The 22,993-nt window shown below is 69.3% G+C and carries 19 protein-coding genes; 12 read left to right on the plus strand and 7 right to left on the minus strand.

The features are described 5' to 3' along the window. The 4 genes from OG709_RS33930 to OG709_RS33945 all read left to right on the plus strand — a co-directional run bounded on the left by OG709_RS33930 (position 1) and on the right by OG709_RS33945 (position 4,533). Positions 1–783, plus strand: coding sequence for an ABC transporter ATP-binding protein (locus tag OG709_RS33930; protein WP_250301525.1), 783 nt, complete (start codon positions 1–3; stop codon positions 781–783). After that, complete coding sequence (locus OG709_RS33935) at positions 780–1,808, plus strand: aliphatic sulfonate ABC transporter substrate-binding protein (RefSeq protein ID WP_250301524.1); 1,029 nt, start codon at positions 780–782, stop codon at positions 1,806–1,808. Before OG709_RS33930 ends, OG709_RS33935 begins: the two co-directional genes overlap by 4 nt. After that, the gene (locus tag OG709_RS33940) at positions 1,805–4,123 is read left to right on the plus strand and encodes a DUF4838 domain-containing protein (protein WP_329168892.1); all 2,319 of its coding nucleotides are present in this window, start codon (positions 1,805–1,807) and stop codon (positions 4,121–4,123) included. Before OG709_RS33935 ends, OG709_RS33940 begins: the two co-directional genes overlap by 4 nt. Positions 4,124–4,266: 143 nt before the next feature. Continuing rightward, positions 4,267–4,533 (plus strand): hypothetical protein, encoded by a 267-nt coding sequence (locus OG709_RS33945; RefSeq protein WP_250301522.1) that lies wholly within the window; start codon positions 4,267–4,269, stop codon positions 4,531–4,533. A 111-nt stretch (positions 4,534–4,644) separates the two neighbouring features. Here the strand turns inward: OG709_RS33945 and OG709_RS33950 are convergent, their stop codons facing one another. After that, on the minus strand, positions 4,645–7,770 hold the full coding sequence (locus tag OG709_RS33950) for a GH92 family glycosyl hydrolase (RefSeq protein WP_329168894.1): 3,126 nt from the start codon (positions 7,768–7,770) through the stop codon (positions 4,645–4,647). 338 nt (positions 7,771–8,108) lie between these two features. Here OG709_RS33950 and OG709_RS33955 point away from each other — a divergent pair, with 338 nt between their 5' ends. Next, positions 8,109–8,789, plus strand: a complete 681-nt coding sequence (locus OG709_RS33955) for a class I SAM-dependent methyltransferase (RefSeq protein WP_250301520.1) — start codon at positions 8,109–8,111, stop codon at positions 8,787–8,789. A gap of 47 nt (positions 8,790–8,836) precedes the next feature. Here the strand turns inward: OG709_RS33955 and OG709_RS33960 are convergent, their stop codons facing one another. Both OG709_RS33960 and OG709_RS33965 read right to left on the minus strand, forming a co-directional pair. Next, on the minus strand, positions 8,837–9,907 hold the full coding sequence (locus OG709_RS33960; RefSeq protein WP_250301519.1) for a PhlD: 1,071 nt from the start codon (positions 9,905–9,907) through the stop codon (positions 8,837–8,839). Between the two features lie 129 nt (positions 9,908–10,036). Further along, the gene (locus OG709_RS33965) at positions 10,037–10,948 is read right to left on the minus strand and encodes a helix-turn-helix domain-containing protein (RefSeq protein WP_326693497.1); all 912 of its coding nucleotides are present in this window, start codon (positions 10,946–10,948) and stop codon (positions 10,037–10,039) included. 200 nt (positions 10,949–11,148) lie between these two features. On the opposite strand from OG709_RS33965, the gene OG709_RS33970 reads away from it, so the two are divergent. Next, complete coding sequence (locus OG709_RS33970) at positions 11,149–11,826, plus strand: SDR family NAD(P)-dependent oxidoreductase (RefSeq protein WP_250301517.1); 678 nt, start codon at positions 11,149–11,151, stop codon at positions 11,824–11,826. 166 nt (positions 11,827–11,992) lie between these two features. Here the strand turns inward: OG709_RS33970 and OG709_RS33975 are convergent, their stop codons facing one another. Next, the gene (locus tag OG709_RS33975) at positions 11,993–12,319 is read right to left on the minus strand and encodes a (2Fe-2S)-binding protein (RefSeq protein ID WP_250301516.1); all 327 of its coding nucleotides are present in this window, start codon (positions 12,317–12,319) and stop codon (positions 11,993–11,995) included. Between the two features lie 446 nt (positions 12,320–12,765). On the opposite strand from OG709_RS33975, the gene OG709_RS33980 reads away from it, so the two are divergent. Both OG709_RS33980 and OG709_RS33985 read left to right on the plus strand, forming a co-directional pair. Then, positions 12,766–14,904: a phosphocholine-specific phospholipase C gene (locus OG709_RS33980; RefSeq protein WP_250301515.1), complete on the plus strand. Its 2,139-nt coding sequence runs from the start codon at positions 12,766–12,768 to the stop codon at positions 14,902–14,904. Between the two features lie 13 nt (positions 14,905–14,917). Beyond that, positions 14,918–15,418: a GNAT family N-acetyltransferase gene (locus tag OG709_RS33985; protein WP_329168898.1), complete on the plus strand. Its 501-nt coding sequence runs from the start codon at positions 14,918–14,920 to the stop codon at positions 15,416–15,418. Positions 15,419–15,521: 103 nt separating this feature from the next. Here the strand turns inward: OG709_RS33985 and OG709_RS33990 are convergent, their stop codons facing one another. The 3 genes from OG709_RS33990 to OG709_RS34000 form a co-directional block, all read right to left on the minus strand. Continuing rightward, on the minus strand, positions 15,522–17,555 hold the full coding sequence (locus OG709_RS33990) for an ATP-binding protein (protein ID WP_329168900.1): 2,034 nt from the start codon (positions 17,553–17,555) through the stop codon (positions 15,522–15,524). A gap of 310 nt (positions 17,556–17,865) precedes the next feature. Next, positions 17,866–18,630, minus strand: a complete 765-nt coding sequence (locus OG709_RS33995) for a glucose 1-dehydrogenase (protein ID WP_250301512.1) — start codon at positions 18,628–18,630, stop codon at positions 17,866–17,868. Then, on the minus strand, positions 18,627–19,280 hold the full coding sequence (locus OG709_RS34000) for a TetR family transcriptional regulator (protein ID WP_250301511.1): 654 nt from the start codon (positions 19,278–19,280) through the stop codon (positions 18,627–18,629). The genes OG709_RS33995 and OG709_RS34000 overlap by 4 nt, the downstream gene beginning before the upstream one ends. Positions 19,281–19,563: 283 nt before the next feature. Here OG709_RS34000 and OG709_RS34005 point away from each other — a divergent pair, with 283 nt between their 5' ends. From OG709_RS34005 to OG709_RS34020, 4 genes are all read left to right on the plus strand, one after another. After that, the gene (locus tag OG709_RS34005; protein ID WP_250301510.1) at positions 19,564–20,433 is read left to right on the plus strand and encodes a D-alanyl-D-alanine carboxypeptidase family protein; all 870 of its coding nucleotides are present in this window, start codon (positions 19,564–19,566) and stop codon (positions 20,431–20,433) included. A gap of 73 nt (positions 20,434–20,506) precedes the next feature. Then, positions 20,507–20,989 carry an SgcJ/EcaC family oxidoreductase gene (locus OG709_RS34010; RefSeq protein ID WP_250301509.1) on the plus strand — a complete coding sequence of 161 codons (483 nt, stop codon included), beginning with the start codon at positions 20,507–20,509 and terminating at the stop codon, positions 20,987–20,989. A 157-nt stretch (positions 20,990–21,146) separates the two neighbouring features. After that, positions 21,147–22,067: an NADP-dependent oxidoreductase gene (locus OG709_RS34015; protein WP_266645392.1), complete on the plus strand. Its 921-nt coding sequence runs from the start codon at positions 21,147–21,149 to the stop codon at positions 22,065–22,067. Next, the gene (locus OG709_RS34020; protein ID WP_250301507.1) at positions 22,064–22,837 is read left to right on the plus strand and encodes a GNAT family N-acetyltransferase; all 774 of its coding nucleotides are present in this window, start codon (positions 22,064–22,066) and stop codon (positions 22,835–22,837) included. Before OG709_RS34015 ends, OG709_RS34020 begins: the two co-directional genes overlap by 4 nt. Positions 22,838–22,993 lie beyond the last annotated feature (156 nt).

The raw sequence follows: 22,993 nt of genomic DNA on the forward strand, positions 1-22,993 counted from the left end.
ATGCCCACCATCAACTTCTCCGACGTCACACGGGACTTCCCGGTGAAGGACGGCGACTTCCTGGCCCTGGACCGGGTCAGCCTCGACATCGAGGACGGCGAGTTCGTCACCGTCGTCGGCCCGTCCGGCTGCGGCAAGTCCACCCTGATGAACATCGCGGCCGGGCTCCTCGACGCCTCCGACGGCGAAGTCACCGTCGACGGCGTCCCCGTCCACGGCCCCGCCCCCGAACGCGGTGTCATCTTCCAGCAGTACGCGCTCTTCCCCTGGATGACCGTGACCGGCAACGTCGAGTACGGCCTGAAGGTGGCCGGGGTGAAAAAGGCCGAACGCAGGCGCCGGGCCCGCGAGGTCATCGAACTCGTCGGGCTCACCGACTTCGCCGACGCCCTGCCCAAAACGCTCTCCGGCGGCATGAAACAGCGCTGCGCCATCGCCCGCGCCTACGCGGTCGACCCGAAGATCCTCCTCATGGACGAGCCCTTCGGCGCCCTCGACTCCCTGACCCGCGTCCGGATGCAGGAATCCCTGCTGGACACCTGGAGCCGGGACCGGCGCACCGTCATGTTCATCACCCACGACGTCGACGAGGCGGTCTTCCTCGGCAACCGCGTCGTCGTCATGGCCGCCCGCCCCGGCCGCATCCACACCGTCATCCCCGTCTCGCTGCCCTATCCCCGTACCGAGGAGCAGCGCCTGTCACCCGAATTCGCCGAACTGCGCGCCCAGGTGTGGCACGCCGTCCACCACCAGCCAGCTCCCCTCGAAGGAAGCACGTCGTGAAAACAGAACGCGCCATCGGCCGCCGCTCCATGGGTCTGCTCCTCGCCCTGCTGCTCGTCCCCGCGGCCACCAGCTGCTCCAGCGGATCCTCCGCCGCCTCGGACGGTGGCAAGAAGAAGGTGACTTTCGGCTACATCGCCGACTACAGCGGCTCCGCGGCGCTCGCGGTCGCCCAGAAGCAGGGCCTGTGGAAGAAGGCGGGAATCACCCCCGAACTGAAGGTCTTCACCAACGGTCCGCTCCAGGTACAGGCTCTCGGATCGGGCAGCCTGGACTTCGGCTACCTCGGTCCCGGCGCCCTGTGGCTGCCCGCGTCCGGCCGCGCGTCGATCATCTCGGTCAACATGCTGGGTCTCGCCGACCGCGTCATCGCCCAGCCGGGTTCAGGCATCGAGAAGCCCGCCGACCTCAAGGGCAAGAAGATCGCCGTGGCCGAGGGCACATCGGGCGACATGATCCTCAATCTGGCGCTCCGCGACGCCGGGCTGAAGGAGAGCGACGTCAAGAAGGTCACCATGGACGCCTCCACCGTCGTCACGGCCTTCTCGTCCGGGAAGGTCGACGCCGCCGCCACCTGGTACCCGCTCATCGACACCATGAAGAAGAAGGTCCCCGGTCTGAAGGAGATCAGCCGGACCCAGGACTACTACCCGAAGACGACCTTCCCGAATGTCTTCGTCACCCAGCCCAAGCTCGCCTCGGGCAACCCGGAACTCGTCAAGAAGGTGACCGGGGTCCTCAAGCAGGCCGACGACTGGATCGCCGCGCACCCGCAGGAGTCGGAGACCGTGGCAGCCGAGTTCCTCAAGCTGCCCGCCGGACAGCTGAAGGGCTCCACCGACTACGTGAAGATCCTTCCCTCCGCGGAGCTGACGAAGCTCAGCAAGGACGGCACGGTCGGCGGCTGGTTCGACCATCTCTCGGACCTCTTCGTCCAGATGAAGAAGCTGCCCGAGGCAGGCAAGGCCAAGGACTACTACCTCAGTGACCTGTATGCATCGGCCGGAAAGGCGGACCACACATGAGCACCAGCAGAGGTACGGACCCCGGGGCACCCCGGAACCAGGGGGACCGGGTGAACGGCACGAGTGAGGTGAGACGGCGAGGGTTCCTGGTGGGAGCCGCCGGGCTCGCGGGCGCGACGGTACTGCCGCTGTCCGCGGCTGCCCCCGCGACGGCTGCCACCGCCACCACGGCTCCCGCAGGCGCCGCCCGCACCCTGCTGGTGGCCTCGGGAGGACGCCCCGCGGCCACCGTTCTGTGGTGGGGCGGCGACAGCGCCCGGTTCGCCGCCACCGAACTCCGCGACTACGTACAGCGGATCACCGGAGCCACGCTGCCGCTGCGCGCCGCCGCGGGCAGCACCGAAGGCGCGGTGCCCGCGGGTGTCACCGGCCTGGTCGTGCTGCGCGCGGGCACCGGTACCGGGAACACCGTGTCCGGGAACCGGCTCACCGAAGCCGGCCAGGAACTCTCCGGCGCGCCCGAGGACACCTTCACCCTGCTCGGCGACGACCAGGACATCCTGCTGACCGGCCTCGGCGACCGGGCCCCGCTCTACGCGGTGTACGCCCTGCTCGAACGGCTGGGCGTCCGCTTCTTCGCCCCCGCCTTCCCCGCGTACGAAGGCCACAGCGAGCACGTTCCCCGGGTCCGCACCCTCGCGCTGCCCGCCGTGCACCTCACCGACCGGCCCGACTGGGAATTCCGCCGTCAGTACGCCGAGGAGGGCTTCAGCCACACCGCGCAGAGCCTGCCCCCGCTGCTCGACTGGATGGCCAAGAACCGGCTCAACACCTTCGTCTACCCGACGAACTACCTGGGCCTCGGCGTCACCACGTACGACGGCGTACGGACCGTGCTCGCCCGCGAGGCCGCCAAGCGCGGCATCAGGATCGAGACCGGCGGCCACGGCTACGACAGCTTCCTGCCCCCGGCGGACTACCCGCAGTTCTACGCATCCGGCGGGCCGCTCTTCGACATCTACAACCCCGAGGCCCTGGACGCCTACATAGCCAAGGTGGTCGCGTTCCTGCGGGCCCGTCCGGAGATCACGGTCTTCGACTGCTGGCCGCCCGACGTCCCCAAGTTCCAGAAGGCGATCCTCGACCGGTACGGCAAGGCCGCGAACGCCGAGTCGGTGGTCGTCAACAAGCTCGCCCAGGTGCTCCGCGACGAGCTGCCCGGTGTCCGTGTGGAGCGCATCGCCTACAACTCCACCATCCAGCCGCCCGACCCCGACTACGCGTGCGACCCCCAGGTCGTCGTCGACTTCGCGCCGTACGGCCGCAATTACGACGGATCCCTCGGCGATCCGGCCGTGAGTGCCAACACCGGGCTGGCCAAGGCCCTGGGGGCCTGGCGCACCAGCTTCCGCGGCTCCCTCGTGATGTACGAGTACTACCGCCGCTACCGCTGGCGCAGCCAGCCGGTACGGCCCGTCGACACCATCGCGGCCGATGTCGCCTTCGAATCGCAGCTCGGTGTCAACGGCATCGGCATGTACAGCGAACCGGGCGACTGGATCACGTACGAGCACGTCCAGAGCCTGGTCGCCGCACTGGCCTGGGACAACAGCCTGGACGCCGACGCCTACCGGGACGGTTACCTCCAGGCGCGCTTCGGCGCCTCGGCCGCGGGATCCATGGGGGAGTACTACGACCTCACCCGCTTCGACCCCGACACCCACACGGTCACCAAGCTGCACGACAACTACAGCCAGGCCTCCGCCGCGCTGAAGACGGCAGCCGCACAGGCCGGGGACGACTCCGCGCGAACAGTGATCGACCGGCTGCGCAGAGGGATCGAGGTCAACCTCGCCGACATGAGCATCGGGCTGCAGCCGGCCGGCAGCCCCGAACTGGCCGCGGCCCGTGCGGCCTACCGGACCCAGCTGATGAGCAACCGGTTCAACGGCGTCGCCCTGCCGAACACCCAGGCCTGGTGGCGCGGGCACAGCGAGGACGACGCGGTGCCGTACAGCGACACGACGGTCCGGCAGGAAGCCGTGGACAACTACTCCTGTCCGGCAGCCGGGTTCGGCGATCCCGGTGAGCTGACACTGGCGCGCGGTGGAGCCGGGGTGGCACTGACGGTCGTGGCGCAGGACGTGGACTTCACCGGGCACACCGTGCACTGGACCGCGTCCGGCCCGGACGGCATCACGCTGACCCCGGCCCGTGGCAGCCTGCGGGTCCGCGGCACCAGGAGCGCCTCGCACCGGGTGGACGCCCGCGCCGATGCGTCCGCCGCGGCCGGCGACCACCGGATCACGCTGGAGTTCCGGCTGGTTGACGGCACCCGGCTGACACCCGCGTACGTGGATCTCACCGTGGAGTGACAACACAGCACCGCCCCGCACCACATGAGACGCACGGCAGGGTGACACCGGTCCGGTCGCGACGGAAGCGGATCCGTCGCGACCGGACCGTTCGTGACCGCTCAGCGGGGGGAGTGTCAGTGGTGGCTGGGATGCTGTCGGACATGGATGAACGGACCTGGCGCCGGGTGTACGGCGCCGACCACGACGACCCGGATCCGGGCCCGCGGCCGGGCCGCGTCTACCGGGAGCTGGTGGGCGGACCGCTCGACGGTCTGCTGCTGGACGTGACCGGGTGGCCCGGACCGCGGCTGGCGGAGGCCGCCGCGCTGGCCACCGAGATCGGCTCCCACGGCCCCGGCGGGCACGCACTGTACGGCCCGCGTACAGCCGGCTCGCTGCTGTGGGACTGGGAGGGCGACACCCCCTGACGGGGGGAAACCGCCCTCCTGGGCGGGCCGTTGCGGCGCAGCAGCAGTAGCCGTACGGGCCGGTGACCCCTGGAAGGGATCACCGGCCCACACACGGCACCGCGTCGTCCGTCAGCCGAGGCCGACGGCGAACACATGCAGCTCCGGGTTCTTCGGCAGGGTCACGCTCTTGATGTGCTTCCCCCCGGGCACCTGGAAGGGCGTGGTGGCGAAGACGCTCACCGCACCACCGGTACCACCCGACTGGTTCCGCTGGGCGGCCCGCGCCACCAGGGTGTTCCCGAGGACCGGGTCCGTGCCGCCGCCCGGCAGGGACCAGTCACCGAACGACAGATCTGCCTTTCCGGTCGTGCCGTCCGTGAAGGTCACCGTCGCGCTGTCCTGGTGATCCCCGTTGGTGGCCGACCCCACGAACAACAACCGCCGGGCGTCCTCGGCGTCCAGAGCCAGCGTCTGGCCGCCCGCGACCAGATTGTCGGGACGCCCCTGCGGGGCCGCGGGCCATACGAACGACGTGCCCGACGCCTCCACCCGCGCTCCTCCCTTCAGGCCGGCCGCGGCCAGAGCCTGCCGGGAGTAGGTGTTCCCGGCACGGTCGTAGTCGCCCTGCCCGTGGTCGGCGTCGTCGGACAGGCCCGTGTTGTCGTAGGCGGCGGCCAGGCTGCCGTGCGCGGCGACCAGAACGATCGCGGAGAGCCGCACGGAGTCGCCCGGCGCGGCTCCGCTCACGGTGAGCGGGACCTCGTAGTAGCCGTCGGCCGTTCCGGAACCGGCCTCGACCGTCAGCTCGACGCTTCCCGAACCGGTCGCGGCGTCGAGCGCGAGCCGCTTCCTGCCCGCGGACACGGACAGCCCCTTCGGCGCGGTCGCCTTCACCGTCAGGTCGCGGTCCCGCCCGGCGAGCCGCTGCGCGTCGACCGTGACCTTCACCCCGGCACCGCCCGGTGCGGCGGTGACCTGGTTGGGCGTCGCATTCGCCAGGAAGGAACGCTCACCCGTGCGGTACGACGGCGGAGCCGCCGCGGGAGAGGTCGCCCAGCGCGTGTCGGGGCTGTCGGACAGGGCGAAGTCCAGCTGCCCGCCCTTCGTGACCGCGGACTTCGGCAGGTAGGTGCGCTCGTAGGAGCGGCCGTCGAGCTTCAGCTCGTGGACGTACGGAGTGCCCGTCGAAGCCTTCGGGGCCCGGATGTCCAGGTCGTGGCCCTTGCCCGGCAGGTCGAGCACGGCGCGCTCGAACAGCGGGCTGTGCACGGCCAGATCGGATGTGCCGGGGGTCGAGGGATAGACACCGAGGGCGGCCCAGACGTACCAGGAGGACTGGGCACCCAGATCGTCGTTGCCGGGCTCGCCGTCCGGGGTGGGACTGAAGAGCGTGGTGGCGACGTCCCGTACCGCCTTCTGCGTCTTCCACGGCTGACCGAGGTAGTCGTACACCCACGGCACCCCGAAGTCGATCTCGTTACCGGCCCACATGTAGGGCTCGTTGGGACCGGCGTTGAGCTGGCCGAAGAAGGTGTCGAGCCGCTGGGACGCGGCGGCACGGCCGCCCATGGCGGTGATCAGCCCCGCGGTGTTCTGCGGGACCAGCCAGTTGTACTGGGCGGCGTTGCCCTCGTCGAAGCCGTCCTGGCCGAACTTGCCCTCCGGCGGCGGCTGGAACCCCGGACCGTCGGGGAAGCGGCCGTCCTCACCGCGCGGCTGGAGATAGTCCGTGGCCGGATTGAGGATGTTCTGCCAGTTCTGGCTGCGGAGCGTGAAGGTACGTGCGGTGCTGTGGTCCCCGGCGGCGGTCGCGAGCCGGGCGATGGCGAAGTCGTCGATCGCCCACTCCAGCGTGACCGAGGCGCCGACGCGCTGGTGGTCACCGCGTGAGGCGTCGTTGTTGGGCGCGTAGCCGCGCTCGACGTAGTTGGCGATGTCGGGCCGCTCCTTGTACGCGCCCGGCGTGGAGTCAACCGTGGTGGCGCCCTTGACCAGGTACTTCAGGGCGGTCTTGAGGTCGAAGTCCCGGGCGCCGTAGGCGTACAGGTTGGCGATGAGAGCGACGGAGTTGTCGCCGGTCATCTGCCCCGTGTACCCGTTGGCGAAAGGCCAGCGAGGCCACCACCCGCCCTGCACCGCGTCGTTGACCAGCGACTGGGCCATGTCGCTCGCCTCCTTCGGCCACAGCATGGCCTGCAGCGGCGCGAGCGAGCGGTAGGTGTCCCAGTCCGAGAAGTTGGCGTACTGCGTACGCCCCTCGGGCAGTGTGCGGACCTTGTTGTCGAACCCGATGTAGCGCCCGTCCGTGTCGTTGAACGTGTTCGGATGCATCAGCGAGTGGTACAGCGCGGTGTAGAACGTCTTCAGCTGGTCGGTGTCCCTGCCCGCGACCCGGGCCTTGCGCAGCGCCGCCGTCCACTGGTCCCGGGTCTGCTGGTGCAGCTTGTCGAGGCTCCAACCCGGCACCTCGGAGGCCATGTTGGCCCTGGCTCCGTCCACGGAGACGTACGACATGGCGATCTTGGCGCGCACGGTGCGCGTCCCGGCGGTGTCGAACGTCAGATACGCGCCTGCCTTGGGCGCGTCCACCGCGTCGCTGCCCTTCGACACGGACTTGCCGTCCCAGGTGCCGTGTGCGGTGAAGGGGCGGTCGAAGGTGATCGCGTAGTGAACCGTGTACTCGTTCCCCTTGCCGCAGAAGTTCCCCGTGGTCGCGGACCCGGTGACCTGCCGGTCGCCTACCACGTGCATATCGGCGTGCTTGTCCCCCGCGAGGCTGGCGCCGCCCTTGACCAGGACCTGTGCCGCGTCCCCGCCCTCGGGAAAGGTGAACGCGGCCAGCCCGGTGCGGGTCGTGGCGGTCAGCTCGGCGCGCACCTTCGAGTCGTCGAGGGTGACCGCGTAGTAGCCGGGCTCCGCCTTCTCGCCGGTGTGCGAGAAGTGCTCGGTCCGGTCCCACGGAGCGGCACCGACATCGCCGGTCACCGGGAGGATCGGTACGTCACCGAACGCGGTGCAGCCGACCGAGGCGTGATCGATGCTGAAGCCCCGGATGGAGTCGCTGTGGTACTGGTACCCGGCGTACGAACCGGCCGTGTCGGGCGAGAACTGCATCATCCCGAACGGGGCTGCGGGGCCGGGGAAGTTGTTGATCTCGCCGACGGTCGAGCCGCCGCTTCCGGTACCGATGAGCGGGTCGACGTAGTCGGACGGGTCGTCCACGAGGCGCGCACCGGCCTGCGTTCCGTGTGACAACGTTGTCAGAGCAAATGAAGCCGGTGTCGCCGTTCCGGCGAACAACAGCGCCGCGACTGCGGCGACTGCGCCACGAGTCTTCCAACGTCTCACGTGTGCCTCCTGCTGAGGGTCGAGGGTCGAGCCCACCACACACTCAGGTACCGGCCCCGCCCGGTCAAGAGGGCGTACGGAGAAACAAGATCGCGCCCCGGGGTCCGGTCCGGAGGTTCTGCCCGGAGCGGAAGCCGGATGGAGCGGCTCGGCCGGGGGCAGTTGAGGGAAGACCGGCCGCAGCAGCCGGCCGGTCGGGCCCTGGGGAGGACCAGGGCGGTGGCGACGGCGGAACGGGCGGGCGAATGACATCGACGGCGGCTTACGACGAGATCGCGGACTGGTACGAACAGGAGTTTCTCGGCGGCCGGGACGCCGAGAACTCCGACGGCAATCCCCGCGCCCTCGGCGGATTGCTCGGTCAGCTCCTCGGCGCGGGAACCGGGACCTGCCTGGAGATCGGCTGCGGTACCGGCATCCACGCCGACCGGGTGCGCCGCCTCGGCCGCACGCCGGTCGGTGTGGACATATCCGGCGGGATGCTGCGGCACGCCCGTGACCGTATGGCGGTCGTGCGGGGCGACGCCGCGTGTCTCCCCGTCCGCGACGCCTCCGTTCCGGCGGTCCTCGCGGTCATGGTGCACACGGACATGCCCAGTTATCCGGACGTGCTCCGCGAGGCTGCCAGAGTGCTGCGCCCCGGCGGCGTGTTCGTGCACATCGGCGTTCACCCGTGCTTCTGCGGAGGGTTCGTCGACCGCGGTGACCCCGACGCCGTGGTGGTCCGGCCCGGCTATCTCGACGGGCGGCGGACGAAGGAGTCCTGGACGGACCGTGGGATACGGGACAAGGTCGGGGCCGGACACCTTTCGCTGCCCGGTCTGCTGAACGCGTTCCTGGACGCCGGGCTGATACTCGAAGGCTTCGCCGAGCACGGCGCTCCCACTCCCGTGGTCATGGGCGTCACGGCACGCAAACCGGAATGACCCGCGACGGCGTCCGGGGCGGCGCACGCTCCGGGCGGGGGCGTGTGTCAGCTGGGGTCCGGCCCCGCCCAGGAGCAGCGCAGGGCGGCGGTGACGAACCCCGGGCCGAAGGCCAGAGCGACACCGGATTCACCGGCGGAGGGCGGCGTGCCGTGCAGCTTGTCCAGGATGGCCAGCACGCTGACGCCGCCCAGGCTTCCCGTCTCGGCCAGTACGGCACGGGAATGCCGGGTGTGTTCCTCGCCGAGTCCCAGGCTCTTGGCCACATCGGTGATGATGCCGGGGCTTCCCGGGTGGATGACGGCCCAGTCGGGAACCTTGTGGTCCAGCCAGTCAAGAACGTACGGCATCGACTCCGCTGCCCCCTTCTGTCCCGCCTTGGTGCTGTCGAAGTGGAGCCCGCTGGTGTCCAGGCTTCCGCTGTAGAAGTCCTCCGTGTGGTGCAGGAGCAGTTCGAAGGTGTGCGCGGCCACCGGGTCCTCGATGCGCAGGCCGGGCTCGGGCGGCGGCTCCGTGGAGACGACGCAGGCACCGGCCGAGTCCCCGAAGAGTGCCTTGTAGATCATGCTCTGGATGTTCGTGTCGCGGTGGTTGTAGACGGAGCTGATGACTTCCGAGACCACGACCAGGACCTTGGAACCCGGCCGGGCGGCGGCGAACTCCGCGGCACGTACCAGCGCCTGGATGCCGCCTGCGCAGGCGAGCGTGGTCATCGCGATGCGCCGGGCCCGGACCGGGAGTCCCAGAGCATTGGCGAGTTGAACGTCGAGACCGGGTATGCCCCAGGTCGTGGAGTGCGAGGTGACGATCGCGTCGATCTCCGACGGCTGGACGGCCGCGCGCTCCAGGGCCCCGCGCGCGGCTTCCTCGCCCATCCGGACGGCGTGCCCGAAACCTGACCGGACCCGTTCCGTGATGTCGGCGTCCCCCGCGATGGCCGGGGAATCCAGGGGGGCCACGAAATGGCGGTTGTCCACCTGGAGATTGCCGATCACCCGCTCGTACACTTTCAGCCGCGGATCGTCCGGATGATGGCGTGCGATGTCATCGATGATCGCACGCGTGTCCACCCTGAATCGAGGCAGGGCGATCGCAGGACGGCTGACGTAGACGGGCATTGGGCAGCTCCCACACATGTATTCGAGATTCCGTGCCAACAACGTACGTCAGTACGACCGTTCGTTCATGGGAGTTGCTGCGGCCGGTCGTGCTTCCGGCTACGCCCGAAGGGGAACCGTCTGCCGTGGTCAGGCCCGGGATGCGCTTCCTTCGCGGTCGGTCCCGCCGTCGTGAATCACCTGCTGGTCCGTCAATTCTCCTTTCCAGAAAGGCGATCGGGCATAGGCGGACCGGTCGGCCCGTAGATCGGGGTCTCTGCGGTGTTCGCTCGGCGGGCCCGGCCGAAAGGCCAGCAGAATGAGCCTGGCCCCCGTCGAACTCACCGGTTCCGCCGCGCAGACACTCACCATGCCCTCGCCCAACTGGGGATGACGCAAGGGGCGTTGCGCCCCATCGGGGAACGGCAGGGCCAGAAATGGGATGTCCGCGTAGAGAGGGCCGGCCACCGGGTCGCGCTGCACGTACTCCTCGATCCGGGCGAGATCCTTGTTGTCCGGCCTCTCCTGGGCGGCCCGGCGCAACTGGCCCAGCACGAAGGGCGCCCAGCTGCGTTCCCAGTCCAGCAGCAGGGTATGGCGCTCCGGATGCGCGGCCATGAACAGCAGGGCGTTCTCCGGCGGGACGGCCCCGGGGAAGAGATCCCGGTACTCCTGATTGCACGTGATGAGATTCCAGGCCGAGTCGACCAGGTAGGCGATCACCCCGTGAATCAGCTCCACGGCCCCCCAGGCTCCGGGGACCTCCATTCCGGAGGTGTTGTGCAGGGGCGCGGGCACTTCACGGCGCGTCAGCCAGTACAGCGCCGTCCATTCCTGCTCCGTCATCCTCAACAGCCTTGCCAGACTCGCGAGATAGGCCGGATTGGGCCGGTGCTCGGGTCCGTTGATCAGTCGTCCGTAGGTGCCCCGGGCCCGCTGGGTCAGGGTGTCGATCTGTTCCTGGCTGAGCCCGTTCACCGGGCGGCCCGCTCCGCTGCGCTCGGCGTATCCCACCGTCTCGGGCGCGATGGCGGCCCGACGGCTCTCCAGCAAGGATCTCAACGCAGCCGCATCTTGGGCGGAGAGCGTCACATTTCCCCCGTAACTGCCCGCTGAGTAGCGGGCCTGCAATTATCAGCAGGTCTTTTGCGTGGAAAGACTAGGCGACGGCCGCAAGACTCTGCCGTGTCGTAGGTGAACAGTGCAGAGTGTCTGCTGCAGTCGCGAAAGGTAGGAGACTTGCAATGCCATCCCACCGGTCCGTGCTCATCGTTGATGGTCACAGCGAGGTAAGCCTGGGGATCACGAAGGCGCTGCAAGAGTGCGGTGACAGGGTCGCCGTGACGTACTCCGGCCCGGATGCGCCCGTGGGCCCCGATCTGTCCGTGCCGTGCGACGTGACGGACGAATCCCAGATCGACGGCGCGCTGGCACTTGTCGAACAGTGTCACGGCCCGGTCGACATCATTATCGCGTCCATCGACCTGTCCTGCGATCTGATGCTCAGGGATGACCGGTTCGTCTCGGTCGCCGACAACGGGATCATCGGTACCTTCCGTCTGATCCGCAGGGCCATGCCGGGCCTGCGGGCGAGTGGACAGGGGCGGATCATCTTTCTCCGCGCCTCCGGCCAGGACGGCCTTTCCGCAAGGCAGTTCGGCAGCACCTCCGAGGCGGCGCTCCGGGGCTTCGTCAGCCAGATGTCCCGGGACGAGGCACTTCACGGCATCACCTGCAATGTCGTCACCCTGAATTCGCCGCTGGGCCGTCGCGTGTCCGCACGCAGCGCCGCCCGTACGGCGTCGGCCTGGCATCCGTCCGTCGATTCCGCGCTGCTGGCAGCGGCGGCCAAGAACGTCAAGCTGCTGGCGTCGCCTGATGCCGACGGAGTTAATGGCGAATACATCGGGGTGGAAAGCCGTTTGCTCATGGTCTCCTGACGTCCTGCCCAGCGCTGTGCCGACTGTTGAGCGGCATCGGCGTTCCGGCCCGGCTCTCTGCCGAGGCGCGGGCAGAAAGCACAGCGGCGCCACCGTGTTCAGGTCACGGTGGCGCCGCTGTGTGAGGTGAGCGCCTGGGCGATCCGGTGTGACGGGGGGAATCGCCTCAGGCGCTCCGGGGGGTGGCTGTTCGTAGGGTGTCGGACGAGATGTGCTCGTGATCGTCGGGCTGCAGGTTCACAAAGATCATTCCGTAGCGGATGACACACCTGACGGGCTGTGGCGCGCCACGTGGCCGTCGCACGCACCGAAATGCCTCCAGCTCACCGTCGACAGCATTGCGGCTGACTACGACGGGCTCACCAAAGACAGTCACCATCAGCGAATCGCCGGGCTCCGGCAATGCGCTGAGCAAGTCGATGAGATGCCATCCAGACCTGTGCGCCACGGCCATCTCGCGCCGGAACCGCCGGTCATCCGGTGGGGTTGTCATGGCGCGACGTTATGGGCGCGGATGTGCCGTTGTCGAGATCCTCACGGTCCTGAGCAAGCAGAACGAATGTTTTGAGACACAGCTTGGGCAAAATTCGACGGTACGGACCGGGTGTTTCACGGCGGATGGACCGATATCGAAAAAGTCCTAGTGAAACCAGCTTTTCTTCACGATCGAGAACGCGCCATGATGCCGATCAGCCGGTCGCGTCCCGTTTCTCCGGTGGCGCGTCGCCCCCGGGCGGCAGTGGTGAACCGTGAACCGCTCCGGTCCATCGGGTGCCCGTCCCGCACAGGTGATTCCTCGACCCGGTCCGAGCTGCGGAAACGCAAAATTGTCCGGTCGATCACCCAGTGTCCGTCAGAGGTCCACTCGAAAAGCACTGCTGCTCTGAATGATCGGGAGTGCTCGGAACTCCCTTGTCAACAGCAGAAAGTTGCATACACATGGCCACGTTTGATCGTCGGCGCTTCCTCCAGGCAGGCGGCGCGACAGCCGCATCTGCCGCCGCCCTCTCCATGTTCCCGCCGGCGATCGGCAAGGCCATGGCCCTGCCCGCGCTCTCCCGCAGCCGGTCGCTCAAGGACGTCCAGCACGTGGTGATCCTCATGCAGGAGAACCGTTCCTTCGACCACTACTTCGGTGGCCTCCGCGGGGTACGGGGCTTCGGCGACCCGCGTCCGGCACTGCTGCCCGACGGCAAACCGGTCTGGCACCAGCCGGCCGCCGCGACGCACACCGGACGGTACAACTCCCGCGGCCTGCCGGACAGCGCGACCGAGGTGCTGCCGTGGTACATCGACCCCAAGAACACCTCCGAGTACCTGGCGGGCACCGACCACGGCTGGAGCAGCGGCCACCTGGCCTGGAACCAGGGGCGCCACGACCAGTGGGTGAACCAGAAGCAGGACGCCCTCACGATGGGCTACCTCAAGCGCCAGGACCTGCTCTACCACTACGCCCTGGCCGAGGCGTTCACCATCTGCGACTCCTATTTCTGCTCGGTGCACGCCGACACGGCGCCCAACCGGATCCATCTGTGGACCGGCACCAGCGACCCGCGCAATGTGTACGGACGGCGGCCCAACGGCCCCGGTCTGAGCGAGCGCAACAACACCAACGGGTACACCTGGACCACGTATCCGGAACGGCTGGAGGCCGCGAAGGTCAGCTGGAAGCTGTACCAGGGGGGCACCGGTGAACCGGGCAGCCCCACGGACAACTACACCGACAACTCCCTGATGTTCTTCGAGAAGTACCAGGTGGCCGAGGGGGCGAGCGGGCCGCTCGTGGAGAAGGGTGCTTCGGACCACACCCTCAAGGAGTTCCGCGCCGACGTCGAACACGGCACGCTCCCGCAGGTCTCCTGGATCGTCCCGCCGTACAAGTACTCCGAGCACCCGTCCGCATCGCCGACCGACGGGGCCACGTACATCAACCTGGTGCTGGAGGCGCTCACCTCCAACCCCGAGGTCTGGGGCCGTACCGTCTTCATCGTCAACTACGACGAGAACGACGGCCTCTTCGACCATGTCGTACCGCCCATGCCGCCGGTCACCAGCGGGCCCGACGCCCAGGGCATGGTCTCCCGCGACCTGGTGAGGAGCCTCGGCGACGAGATCCTCGACCTCGGCAAGTACCCGGGCGAGATGAGCCCGCTGGTTCCCGGCGCGGATCCGGGCGGTCTCCAGCCCATCGGACTCGGGCCGCGGGTCCCGCTGTTGGTCGTCTCGCCCTGGTCGCGCGGTGGCTGGGTGTGCTCGGAGACCTTCGACCACACTTCGGTGCTGCAGTTCCTGGAGGCCAGGTTCGGTATCCACGAGCCGAACATCAGCGCCTGGCGCCGTTCCGTCTGCGGTGACCTCACCTCGGCACTCGACTTCTCCGGGGCGAACCCCGCTCCGGTCTCCATCCAGGTTCCCGCGCCGATCACTTCCGAGGGCAAGCCGTACCAGGTGCCGCTGCCCCAGAGCATGCCGTCCCAGGAGCCGGGCGTCCGGCGGGCCCGCGCCCTGCCGTACGACGTGCTGGTCAACGAGGGCGACGAGCACAAGGGGCGGTTCCAGCTGGACCTCGCCAACCGGGGTCGGGCCGGCGCCGCCTTCTACGTCTACGACCGCAAGCACCCCCAGTCGGCCCCGCGCCGCTACACCGTCTCCGCCCGGGACACCCTGAGCGACTACTGGCAGACCGCGGCGACCGGTGGTGCCTACCAGCTCGCCGCGTACGGTCCCAACGGCACCCTCTGCGAGTTCGCCGGTTCCGCCGCGGACGGGCTGCGGGCGCGGTTCAGCCACGACGGGGGTGACCGGATCCGGATCCGGATCACCAACCACGGGCGGACCACACGTACGGTGCTGGTCGCTGACGCCTACGGAACGAAGGGCAGCGGCAAGACCCACCGCCTGCACGCCGGCGCCTCCACGGAGGTCACGGTGTCGGTGCGCGCCCACTCCGGCTGGTACGACATCACGGTCACCGAATCCGGGGCCGGGGAGAGCGGCACGCCGTACCGGCGCCGCTGGTCGGGACATCTGGAGAACGGCCGCCCCAGCACCAGTGACCCGGGCCCGCACGGCTCCTGAGACAATGTCGATCATGGAAGCGAATACCCGGGAGGCCGAACTCGCCGCGGTCCGGACGCCCCCCTGGTCACTGCGTTCCGCGAGTTCCGCCGATGTGGAGACGATCGCGGAGCTGCGGGCGACGGTGATGCGGCCGGATCTGGAACGGCTCGGCCGGTTCGACGAGCACCGGGTCCGGCAGCGGCTGCGCGATTCCTTCTCCGCGCAGTACACCTCGGTCATCGTGGTCGATGGAGCTCTCGCAGGCTGCGTCACGCTCCGCCCGGCGCCGCAGGGGCAGTGGCTGGAGAGCTTCTACCTCGACCCCGGGGTCCAGGGGCGGGGGCTCGGCTCCGCTGTCCTGCGCACGCTGCTGGAGCGGACCGATACGGAAGGCGTGCCTGTCCGTCTCCACGTGCTGCAGGGCAGCGCTGCCCGACGGCTCTACGAGCGGCACGGATTCACCGTGGAGGACGAGGACCCGGTCGACGTGCACATGGTGCGCCGACCGGGCGCGTGCGTCACCGCGGGGTGAGTGCGTTCGCGGTACGCGAGCGGTGAGCAGTCGCCGGTGACCGGTGCTGACGTCCGGTCACCGGCCGACTGCCTGCCCGTTCGCCCGGCCGGGCGGGTACGGGCTACGAGGGCAGGTGGCCCTGCAGGGCGCGCACGAGCCCGCTTTCCGCATCGGCGGTGAGACTCCGGTGGTAGGCACTGTCGTACGCCGGATCTCCCGCCGCCTCACGCGCCTGCCGCTCCCACGCGTCGCGGATCACACCGAGTTCCGGTGTGCCGCGGTGCGGGTGGCCGATCATGCGCCAGTAGACATGGCCCGTTCCTGAGGTACGGGCGGCCTCCACGCCGTCGCCCTGCGCCGCGATCGCACCGGCCAGCAGATCGAGACCGAGGGCGATGCCCAGGCTGTCCCGCAGCTGGTACTTGCCCGCGAGCATCGAGCGTGCGTGGTCCTCCGCCTCACGGGGCCGACCCTGCAGGAGGTGTATCAGGGCGAGTTGGTGGTCGGCGTACGCGCGGGCCCAGTACTCGCCGTAGCGCAGGCTGAGTTGCTGGAGGTTCGTGGCGTCCTCGTACGCGTCGTCGAGACGGCCGAGAGCGGACAGGGCGAAGACTCTTATCACCCGGCACCGCAGTTGTGAGGGGGCGGCCAGCGGGTCGCCGGGCAGGCTGCGCAGAGCGTGGTCGCTGACGTCGTGAGCGGTCTGCGGCCGGCCCATCATCAGGTAGTTGAAACTGACGAGATGGGCTGCGGAGAGCATGGATTCCGCGTCGTGGTCGTGCCATGCGGCGACGCTGCACCGCTCGCCGAACTCCCGTGCGGACTCGTGGTCGCCCTGCAGCGTGAGGGTGATGCCCAGTGCCCACAGGGCGCGGGTGTGGTGCTTGCTCCGGCCGGAGTCGATGCGCAGGGCCCGTTCGAGATAGACGCGGGCCCGTTGAAGGTGGCCGCAGCAGCTCCAGAAGAGCCCGGTGCAGCCCGCCATCTCCACGGCCTTCTCGGAACCTTCCGCGAGGAGATGGTCCAGGGCGGCGCACAGATCCGCGTCGGTCTCGGCGATCCTGCGGTACCAGGCGACCTGCTGCGGGCCGAGCCAGCAGGTGTGTGCCTGGCGTGCGACATCGGCGAAGTGTTCGGCGTGCCGTTGCGCGAGGGGTTTCCGCTCGTCCAGTTCGTCGAGCCACATGGCTCCGTATTCGCGCAGGGTGTCGAGCATCCGGTACCGGGAGCCGTTGTGCTGCAGCACGGACTGGGTGGCGAGCCTCGCCATGAGCGCGGGAATGGCGTCGGCGCGGAGCGGGCCGCCGGAACAGACCGCCTGGGCGTCCGCTTCCTCGATGGCGCCGGGAAAGACGGAGAGCCTGGCCCAGAGCAGGCGCTCGGTGGGGGTGCAGAGCTCGTGGCTCCAGCCGATGGCGGTGCGCAGGGCCCGGTGGCGCTCGGGCCATACGGTCCGGTCGGTGAGGAAATCGAGCCGGGACCCGAGCCGGTCGGCGATCTGCTCGACGCTGTTCTCCGCGAGCCGGGCGCAGGCCAGTTCGAGGGCGAGCGGAATTCCCTCCAGCCGGCGGCAGATCCGGACGGCTGCCGCGGTGGTGCCGGGGGTGTCGAGCGAGACATGCGGCGCGGCGGTAGCGGCGCGGTCGCGGAAGAGCCGCATGGCCTCCTCGCCGTCACCGCCCGCAGCCAGCGGGGGTACGTCCAGACGGTATTCGCCGCGCACGCCGAGAGGCTTTCGGCTGGTGGCGAGGACGGCCAGTCCCGGTGCGGCAGCCAGGAGTTCGCGCACCAGGTGGCTGCACGAGTCGATGATCCGCTCGCAGCAGTCCAGGACGAGCAGCAGATTCCTGTCGGCGAGCCGCTCGCAGAGCGCCTCCACGGGGCGCGCCAGGTCGTGGTCCAGGAGCCCGACGGCATCGGAGACGGTGCCGATGAGCAATCGGTCGTCGTAGAGATGGGACAGGTCGGCCCACCACACGCCGTCGGCGTACCGCTCGCTCGCCCGGTCGGCGGCGCGAAGAGCCAGCCTGCTCTTGCCGACTCCGCCACTGCCCGTGAGCGTGACCAGCCGGTGTTTCTCAAGTGCCCGTGCCGCATCGCCCAGTTCGCTGATTCGGCCGACGAAACTGGTCGTCACGACGGGAAGATTGCCCACCACGCGTACATCTTGGACCCGTCGCGATCGAAGGCCGATACCCGCGGCGAGGAACGGCCAGAATTGGCTGATAGTGAATGTCAAGTGTTCAAGAAGCGCCACGTGTTGGCGTTATGTGGCGACATCAGTTCTTAGTTGGTATCCACACGGAACAGAGTGGAACATGCGCCCCGGCCGGAGCGGCGGAGCGTGTACGAGTGCCCGCGTACCGGGCGCAGCGGAACGGCACGGGTGCGGAGCCGGGAGAGCTGCCCGGCGGGGGAGTGGCTGACGCTCGGCCGTCGGAACCAGCACCCGTGCCGTCGTCACCTCACTGACCCATGACGTACTTCACCGTCGGTCCGGTGGTCCAGCCGCCGTCGACGGCGAGCTCGGCCCCGGTGACGTACGACGCGGCGTCGGAGAGCAGGAACACCACGGCGCCCGCGATCTCGTGCGGCTCGCCGACCCGGCCCATGGGGGTGTTCGGGTAGTTCCCCTCGCCCTGCTGGATGCCGACCGAGGCGGTCATCGGCGTGTACGTCATGCCGGGGTGGACCGAGTTGACACGGATCCGCGCGGTACCCAGCTCCACGGCGCCGATCTTGGTCAGGCCGCGCACGCCCCACTTGGACGCGCCGTAACCGGCGGTCAGCGCCAGACCCATCAGGCCCGCGGCCGAGGAGATGTTGACGATGGAACCGCTGCCGTTCTCCTTCATCGCGGGGATGACGGACTTCATACCGATGAAGACGCCGGTGAGGTTGATGTCGAGAACCTTGCGGAAGTGCTCGACGGACTCGGCCTCCAGGAGCTGGCCGGTCGAGATACCGGCATTGTTGACGAGCCCGTGGATCCCGCCGAACTCGGCGGTCGCGAACGCGGTGACCCGGGCCCAGTCCTCCTCGGACGTGACGTCGTGCCGCAGGAAGCGGGCGCGCGCGCCGAGTTCGGCGGCGGTCGCGTTGCCCTCCTCGTCCAGGACGTCCGTGATCACCACGTTGGCGCCGGCCGCGACCGCCTGCCGTGCGGCTTCTGCGCCCAGGCCGCGTGCGCCGCCGGTGATGATGACGGTCTTGTCGGTGAGGTCGTTCATGATTCTTTCCTTCGTTCTTCAGGTGCGGGGGATTCGTCCGGTACGGGCGCCGTCAGCAGGGCGGCTGTCATCGCCACCAGGTCGGCGGCGAAGAGCGGCTCGCCGGTGAGGGGCGTCGCGCCGGTGAGGTACTGGCGGGCGCGGTCCGCCATCGCCGCGCCGACCAGGGTCAGCGCCAGGTCCAGCCGTTCCAGCCGGACCGGTTCGGGCAGGGTGTCCAGGCACTCGTCGAGCCGTCCGATGAGCAGCCAGTAGACGGTCCCCTCAAGGGTGGGGTGCGGGGTGCGGCTGCGGACCCCGCTCTCATGGCTGAGCTGCGCCGAGATCTGGAGGCACCGCTGCCCGCGCTCGGTACGCAGCTCGCTCGCCTCGGCGGTGACGAGTGCGGTGAGCAGCCCGCGCAGGTCGTGATCGTCCTCGCCGATCAGAGTGCGCAGCACCTGCTCCGTACGCTGCTGGCGCCCGGCCATCACGGCGTTCAGCAGGCCGTTGCGCGAACCGAAGTGGTACTGCACGGCTGACGGGTTGCTCTGCCCGGCCAGCCGGATGATGTCGCGCAGTTGAGCGCCGTCGACGCCCTGCGCCGCGAAGATCTCCTCGGCCGCGCGGATCAGTTTCTCCCGGGTCTCGGGCCCTGATGTTCTCGCCATGCGGCAATTCTAATGCTGGGCATTATTAAAAGCGAATGGGCTGGCCGGTGGGTGTACCGGGTGTGGTCGGGGGGCGTGCGCGAGTGTGAGCGGGCCGTCGGGGCCCGCGCGCCACGTCCACCCGCGGAGCCGTCCGAAGTGGGTGCGTCCGGAAATCTGAGAAATCTTCCCGGAGCCCACATCCATTGGGCCCTTTCGTTCGTCTCATGTGCGAGCGGCCCTCCCATGGGGCCGCGCTGTAGCGGCATTTGGAGCATCCACCTTGAAAATTGGCATTAAGGGCATGCGTCGCGTTTCGGTCGTCGCTGTCACCGCTGGTGCGGTGACAGCAGCTGGGGCGTTCGGCGCCTCGGCGCAGGCGGCCACGCCCAAGACGCCCACGATCGTCGCCAAGGGCGGCTTCGTGATGAACAACGGCTCGGGGAAGACCCTCTTCACCAAGGCCGCGGACACCCGTCGTTCCACCGGCTCCACCACGAAGATCATGACGATCCGGGTGGTGCTGGCCAAGAAGAACCTCAATCTGGATTCGAAGGTCACGATCCAGAAGGCGTACAGCGACTACATCGTGTCGAAGAACGCCTCGTCCGCCCACCTGATCGTGGGCGACAAGGTCACCGTCCGGCAGCTGCTGTACGGTCTGATGCTTCCGTCCGGCTGTGACGCGGCGTACGCGCTGGCCGACAAGTACGGCAGCGGTTCCACGCGCGCCGCACGCGTCAAGTCGTTCATCGGCCAGATGAACTCCACCGCCAAGAGCCTCGGATTGAAGAACACCCACTTCGATTCGTTCGACGGCATAGGGGGCGGCTCGAACTACTCGACGCCGCGCGACCTGACGAAGCTCGCCAGCAACGCGATGAAGTACTCCACGTTCCGCACGGTCGTGAAGACGAAGTCCACGAAGCAGAAGGTCACGACGAAGAGTGGCGGCTACCGCTACATGTCGTGGACCAACACCAACAAACTGCTCAGCAGTTACTCGGGGACCATCGGGGTCAAGACCGGGTCCGGCCCGGAGGCCAAGTACTGCCTGGTCTTCGCCGCCACCCGGGGCAGCAAGACGGTCATCGGCACGGTGCTCGCCTCCACCTCGGAGACGACCCGTACCGCGGACGTGAAGAAGCTGATGGACTACGGCTTCAAGAAGTAGCCCGTCCAGCATTCCGAGGAGGCCTGCTCGCGACCGGAAGGCCGCGAGCAGGCCTCTGTGCCAGGATGCCGTTATGGACGGGACACCTGAGCGCGGTTCCGCGCAGGACGCGGCGCGCCGCCGCTACGAGGAAGTGCTGGGCGCCTGGAACCGCCGGGACGCGCGGGGCTTCGCGGCACTGTTCGTCCCTGACGGGCTCCTGGTCGGCTTCGACGGCAGCCAGGTACGCGGCTCGGAGGTCGAGGACCACCTGACGCCGATCTTCGCCAACCATCCGACGGCCACCTTCGTGTCGAAGGTGCGGGACGTACGGCCGCTGGGCAGGGACGCGGTCGTGCTCCACGCGATCGTCGGGATGGTGCCACCCGGGCAGACGGATCTGGAGCCCGCGGTGAACGCCGTACAGACCCTGGTCGCCGAATTCCGGGACGGAACCTGGTCGGTGGCGCTGTTCCAGAACACTCCGGCGGCCCACCACGGCCGTCCGGAACTCGTGGAGCAGCAGACCGAAGAGCTCCGGCAGGTCCTCAAGGGCGCGCCGGAGCAGGGCCTGTAGACGGTACGGACGCGACGAGAATCCGGCGGCGCCACTTGTTGCGGCCCGGTGAACGTTCCGGCCCCCGGGAATACGTGCAGGGGGAACCGGCTTTTCGCTGCTGATCCGACGGAGGCCGCGCAGGGGGCCGATGTGCTGAACCGGAGTGAGGGAGCTCATGCCCAGGGCATACGTATTCACCCGCAGTGGCGGGCCGGAAGCAGAGGCCTTCGTCGAGCAGGAGGTACCGGTCCCCGGACCCGGTGAACTGCTCGTCGCCGTCCGGGCGGCCGGGGTGAACCCGGTCGACTGGAAACTGCGGACCGGATACCGCAGGCCCGGCAGCGAGCCACCGACGTTTCCCGTCGTCTTCGGCAGCGAGGCCGCCGGAATCGTGGAGCGGACCGGTCCGGGCGTCGAAGGGTTCGAACCCGGTCAGGCCGTCTTCGGTAACCCGCTGACCGGCGGTTACGCCGAGTACACGCTGATGCCCGTCGCCGTCACCGCGCACAAGCCGGACGCTCTGTCGTTCACCGACGCCGCTGTGCTGCCGGTCGCGGCAGCGACCGCCTACGACGGCGTGCGCCAGCTCGGTCCCGCGCCCGGCTCGACCCTGCTGGTCAACGGCGCGGGTGGCGGGGTCGGCGTGGCCGCCGTCCAGATCGCCCGCCATCTCGGTGTACGCGTCGTCGGCACCGCGAGCGCGGACAAGAAGAACTTCGTCGAATCGCTCGGCGCGGTGCACATCACCTCCGGACCCGGCGTCACCGAGCGGGTACGGGCGGTAGCCCCGAACGGCGTCGACGCGGTCTTCGACCTGGTCGGCGGTGACGCGCTGCGGGCCGTGGCCGGGCTGGTCACCGACCGTACGCGGCTGATCAGCGCCGGAGGTAAGCCGCTGGCCGTGGAACTCGGCGGGGCTGCCGTCGAACGGGCCCGTAACGCCGCAGTCCTCGACGAAGTGGCGGGCCTCGCCGTCAGCGGCGTCCTGCGCACGTATGTCACGCGGACCTTCCCGCTGGCCGAGGCCGCCGAAGCGTTGCGGGCCGTGGAGGGCGGGCACACCCGGGGCAAGATCGTGATCGAGGTGGCCGGATGACCATCCCGGACCAGGCCGCTCACGCGACCCATCCGCTGGACAATCCGGTCCGTGCCTCGCTGACCGGCCCGCACGCCCGGTTCGCCGAGCGCAGGGGCCGCGTACTGCGCTACCCGGCCGGGGTGTCGCCCTGGTTCGCGCTGCCCGACACCCCGGACGCGTCGGACTGGGCCGATGCCGCCGCGCTCGCCGGGCCCGGTGGGGCTGTCACCCTCACCGCGTTCCGCCGGCCGCCACCGGACAGCTGGGAGCGCACCTTCCACGCCGAGGGCGTCCAGCTCGTCGACGACGGGGTGGAGGCGGCGCCCGACCCGGAAGCCGTACGGCTCGGCGCCGACGATGTGCCGGAGATGCTCGAACTGGTGGCCCGCACCCGGCCGGGACCGTTTCTGCCGCGTACGGTCGAGCTCGGAACGTATCTGGGTGTCCGGCGCGAAGGTGTTCTCGTCGCCATGGCCGGGGAGCGGCTGCACCCGCCGGGCTGGAGTGAGATCAGCGGCGTCTGCACCGATGAGGCCGTGCGCGGACAAGGACTGGGCAGCAGGCTCGTACGGGCTGTCGCCCATGAGATCAGGGAGCGGGACGAGACACCGTTCCTGCATGCGTCGGCGGCCAACACCGACGCGATCCGGTTGTACGAATCGCTGGGGTTCCGGCTCCGTCGCCGGACCTCGTTCCTTTCGGCGCTCGTACCGCCGCAGCGGTCCGGTGCCGAGCAGGCCGGGCCGGGACAGCGGAAAGCCCGGCGCGTGGCCGGGCCGTTCGCTTGAGCAGGAATTCGGGTGTGCGGGGCGGGCCCCCGTTGGCGGGCGGGCCGGGGGCCGCGGGCGTCAGCCGGCGGACGGGCCGGGTGAGCCGGTTCTTACGGGTGCGGTTGACCGGGGCCGGGCGAAGCGAAGTCGCCCGTGGTGCCGGCGGCTCGTCGG

Origin of the sequence: Streptomyces sp. NBC_01267 (assembly GCF_036241575.1) — a bacterium.
Taxonomy (GTDB): Bacteria; Actinomycetota; Actinomycetes; order Streptomycetales; family Streptomycetaceae; genus Streptomyces.

Bases quoted from the DNA above. Each gene is read 5' to 3' on its own strand.
- OG709_RS33960 (WP_250301519.1), bottom strand. From the start codon at position 9,907: ATGCCCGTCTACGTCAGCCGTCCTGCGATCGCCCTGCCTCGATTCAGG.
- OG709_RS33945 (WP_250301522.1), top strand. From the start codon at position 4,267: ATGGATGAACGGACCTGGCGCCGGGTGTACGGCGCCGACCACGACGAC.
- OG709_RS33955 (WP_250301520.1), top strand. From the start codon at position 8,109: ATGACATCGACGGCGGCTTACGACGAGATCGCGGACTGGTACGAACAG.
- OG709_RS34020 (WP_250301507.1), top strand. From the start codon at position 22,064: ATGACCATCCCGGACCAGGCCGCTCACGCGACCCATCCGCTGGACAAT.
- OG709_RS34015 (WP_266645392.1), top strand. From the start codon at position 21,147: ATGCCCAGGGCATACGTATTCACCCGCAGTGGCGGGCCGGAAGCAGAG.
- OG709_RS33980 (WP_250301515.1), top strand. From the start codon at position 12,766: ATGGCCACGTTTGATCGTCGGCGCTTCCTCCAGGCAGGCGGCGCGACA.
- OG709_RS33985 (WP_329168898.1), top strand. From the start codon at position 14,918: ATGGAAGCGAATACCCGGGAGGCCGAACTCGCCGCGGTCCGGACGCCC.
- OG709_RS33995 (WP_250301512.1), bottom strand. From the start codon at position 18,630: ATGAACGACCTCACCGACAAGACCGTCATCATCACCGGCGGCGCACGC.
- OG709_RS34005 (WP_250301510.1), top strand. From the start codon at position 19,564: ATGCGTCGCGTTTCGGTCGTCGCTGTCACCGCTGGTGCGGTGACAGCA.
- OG709_RS33930 (WP_250301525.1), top strand. From the start codon at position 1: ATGCCCACCATCAACTTCTCCGACGTCACACGGGACTTCCCGGTGAAG.
- OG709_RS34010 (WP_250301509.1), top strand. From the start codon at position 20,507: ATGGACGGGACACCTGAGCGCGGTTCCGCGCAGGACGCGGCGCGCCGC.
- OG709_RS34000 (WP_250301511.1), bottom strand. From the start codon at position 19,280: ATGGCGAGAACATCAGGGCCCGAGACCCGGGAGAAACTGATCCGCGCG.
- OG709_RS33940 (WP_329168892.1), top strand. From the start codon at position 1,805: ATGAGCACCAGCAGAGGTACGGACCCCGGGGCACCCCGGAACCAGGGG.
- OG709_RS33975 (WP_250301516.1), bottom strand. From the start codon at position 12,319: ATGACAACCCCACCGGATGACCGGCGGTTCCGGCGCGAGATGGCCGTG.